The organism is Paenibacillus sp. P4_A7, assembly GCF_056402455.1.
In genome coordinates, this window is the sequence record NZ_JBFUHJ010000541.1 from 1 (window position 1) to 3,456 (window position 3,456).

Below are 3,456 nucleotides of genomic sequence, written 5' to 3' on the forward strand. Positions count from 1 at the left end.
TCTCTACACACTATTTCAAAAAATAAAAAAGTCATGCGTCAGGGTAGTTTTACTCCACCTTAGCATGACTTTTATTAAAAATAACCATTTAATAAACTTACATTTTTATATGGCTAGTCAAGTTTATGAACCTGCGGAAACTTGAGCCTTTTTCAGCAACTCGCGGCGTACTACTGGAGCTACATCCGTCGCTAACCGTTCAATGGAGGCGGCTACCTTTGCAAATGGAATACCTCCAATATCGAATTGGGCCATATACCGGTTATGACCGAAATATTCATGCTGGGCAAGTATCTTCTCAATAATCTCCTGAGAGCTTCCAACAGCCAGCGCTGTATTGGGAGCAGTCAACTGTTCGAATTGACTTCGAGTCAATGGTGCACCACGTTCCTTACCACCCATAAATTGCGATACATAATGCGCGTAGTAGGGGTAATACTCATCTCGAGCTTGTTGTGATGTATCCGCAATGTAGCCATGGCTCGTGATAGCAACCTTTAGTTGCTCTTTCTGGTGCCCAGCCGCAGCTCCTGCATTTTTGTAGGCATCGATAAGTGGCTTAAAGCGTTGTGGGTCCCCCCCCAGAATAGCAAGCGTCATTCCGACTCCCAAGGAACCAGCCAGCTCAGCACTTTCTATCGTACCTCCAACACCAATCCATACAGGTAATCGCCGCTGCATCGGACGTGGCGCAATCTCAGCATCTGTTAATGAAGTACGGTAATGACCAGCCCATGTCATTCGTTCGTGATCGTTAAGCTGCTGTAGCAGGTTAATCTTCTCAGCGAATAATTGCTTATAATCTGATAATTCATAACCAAACAATGGAAAGGATTCTAAGTAGGCACCTCGTCCTGCAATAATCTCTGCACGTCCATCAGACAACAAATCCAAAGTTGAGAAATCCTGAAACACTCTTACCGGATCTGACGTTCCGAGAACAGTCGTGGCACTAGTCAAGCGGATTCTTTTCGTTACTCCCGCGATAGCGGCCAATACAACAGGCGGTGAAGAAATAACGAAATCAAGACGGTGATGCTCTCCTACTCCAAACACATCTATACCAGCCTCATCAGCAAGCTTCGCTGCATCAACAACTTCTCTCATACGCTGGCTAGCACCCATTGCTTGTCCGGTTTTATAATCGGTGGAAAGATCGCCCAGTGTATATATACCGAATTCAAATTGTGCTTCGCTGCTTTTATCTGCATGGTGACTTTGATTCATCCGTTACTCCTCCTTGAGAAAACCATTCTATCTTCACTAGTATAATAAGCAATGTTTATCTCATTTGATTGGGCAGTTACTTTACGTAAGTAATGATACATAATATATTTAATATAGTCAATTCAATCCTATATACTCCTCTACTAATATAACCCTGCGGACTCTTGCAACAAAGGAAAAGGCCTTGTTTCTCTGCTTATGCAGAGTACCAAGACCTTCTTCATATTTTTTATACGACCTTTTCAGAAGTTAAGTCCAGCCATTCACGTTCTTCTTTCGTCAGATGAATAAGTGATCCTTCATCGCATGATCTAAGCTCCTCTATACTCTGAGCACCGATTATAGCACAAGTAGGGAACGGCTGATTTATTACATAAGCAAGGGCGATTTGAATCGCGCTTACTTGTTTCTTTTCAGCTAGCTGACGCGCTCTCTCAAGACGCTCCCAATTCGCATCGTTATAAAATACGCGGACAAGATCTGCATTATCGCGAACTTCAGGAGTGAATCTCCCTGTGAAAAATCCTCTGGCCTGCGAAGACCATGAAAGCAGTGGAAGCTGACTCTCTTCATGCCAAGCACATGTCTCTTCATCAGCAGATACACACCCCGTCCAGAATGGCTCATTTGGCTTAGCCAAGCTTAAGTTCGGACTGCTGAACGTGAAGCCGGCAAGCCCATTCGCTTCTGCATATTCGTTCGCCGCTTGAATTCTCTGCCAAGACCAGTTCGATACACCAATTGCTCTAACAGCACCGGATTTAACATGCTCGTTAAGTACATCAATAACGACACTAACTGGGATGTTCGGGTCATCGCGATGCAGTGCATATAGATCAATATAGTCGGTTTGCAAACGCTTCAAGCTTATCGCAAGCTCTTCTCGAATTGCTTCTGCGTTAACTCGCGGTCCATTTTGATTATGGTGAGCACCTTTTGTCAAAATAACCATTTTCTCTCTATTGCCGCGTTCCTTCATATAACGTCCAATAACCTCTTCGCTTTGGCCACCGCAATAGATATAAGCGGAGTCGATGGAATTGCCGCCAATAGCTATAAAAGCATCTAAATTCGTTGCTGCCTTCTCATAACTATCATTAAAAAAATAATCCGAGCCTTTCATCAATCGCGATACCGGTTTATTCAAGCCTTTGATTTGAATATATTCCATACAAATCGCCTCCTACATCTTATTTATAGAGTTATTCTAGTACGTTCACGAGCAGAAAGCAGGCACGCATCAATTACTTTCATATTTTTCACGCCATCCGAAGCACCAAATGTCAGCGGCGTTCCTTGTATGATTGCTCTTGCTAAATAATCAGCTTGCTCCGTATATTGGTTTACATGTGGAACCTCAACTTCTCTACTCCCATTTGCGTGCACGAAGAAGTTACCGCTGTCAGGAGAACAAACAAATGCAGAAGGTACTTCAATGCTTCCAGCTGTTCCAAGCACCTCTAATGGGTTCCGGTAAGCTGCCCACATCCCGCAATCAAAGGAAAGTGAAATCGAGTTTTCAAACTCGATTAAGCCTGTTGCCATCATATCGACATCATCATGCTCCGGCGAGAACAAAGCTTGAACCGTAACTGCCTCAGGCTCTTTGTCTAACAATAGACGAGCTACATTAATTGGATAACAGCCGACATCGTAAATGGAGCCGCCGCCCCAATCCTTACGGTATCTGACATTTTCTTTATGGCCTGCATTATTGAAAGTGAAAGCGCTGCGTATGCCGCGGAGCTCACCAATTTCACCAGAAGCTATGACATCTTTTATCATTTGATAACGCGGATGATGGYGGTACATAAATGCTTCTTGCAACAGTACTCCTGCTTTCACACATGCCTCTTCCATCTCTGCGGCTTCTTTTGCCGTTAAAGCAAGCGGCTTCTCGCACAAAATATGCTTCCCTGCCTCAGCTGCACGTATCGTCCACTCTCTATGTAAATGATTTGGGAGCGGAATATAGACGACGTCTATGGAATCATCCTCTAATATAGCTTCGTAGCTTCCATAAGCTACAGGAATGTTGAGCTCATCAGCCGTTTTTTTGGCTTTTTCAATATCGCGGCTCGCGATAGCTGCTACTTCGTTTAATTCAGAAAGATGTACACCTGGAATTACTGCACCCTTGGCGATACTCGCGCACCCAAGGATGCCCCATTTTAGTTTTTTTGCTGTCATGCTATAATCACCTCGACATTTATTTTTATGACTATATTG

Annotated in this window: 3 protein-coding genes; all 3 read right to left on the minus strand. The window is 43.8% G+C overall.

The window, feature by feature from the left end:
- Nucleotides 1-123: 123 nt before the first annotated feature.
- The 3 genes from AC1DWN_RS30625 to AC1DWN_RS30635 all read right to left on the minus strand — a co-directional run bounded on the left by AC1DWN_RS30625 (nt 124) and on the right by AC1DWN_RS30635 (nt 3,417).
- On the minus strand, nt 124-1,227 hold the full coding sequence (locus tag AC1DWN_RS30625; protein ID WP_477562636.1) for an LLM class flavin-dependent oxidoreductase: 1,104 nt from the start codon (nt 1,225-1,227) through the stop codon (nt 124-126).
- A gap of 229 nt (nt 1,228-1,456) precedes the next feature.
- Complete coding sequence (locus AC1DWN_RS30630; protein WP_477562637.1) at nt 1,457-2,398, minus strand: aldo/keto reductase; 942 nt, start codon at nt 2,396-2,398, stop codon at nt 1,457-1,459.
- 23 nt (nt 2,399-2,421) lie between these two features.
- A complete protein-coding gene (locus AC1DWN_RS30635) occupies nt 2,422-3,417 on the minus strand; it encodes a Gfo/Idh/MocA family protein (protein ID WP_477562638.1) in 996 nt (331 codons plus the stop codon).
- Nucleotides 3,418-3,456: the final 39 nt, after the last annotated feature.

Bases quoted from the DNA above. Each gene is read 5' to 3' on its own strand.
- AC1DWN_RS30625 (WP_477562636.1), bottom strand. From the start codon at position 1,227: ATGAATCAAAGTCACCATGCAGATAAAAGCAGCGAAGCACAATTTGAA.
- AC1DWN_RS30630 (WP_477562637.1), bottom strand. From the start codon at position 2,398: ATGGAATATATTCAAATCAAAGGCTTGAATAAACCGGTATCGCGATTG.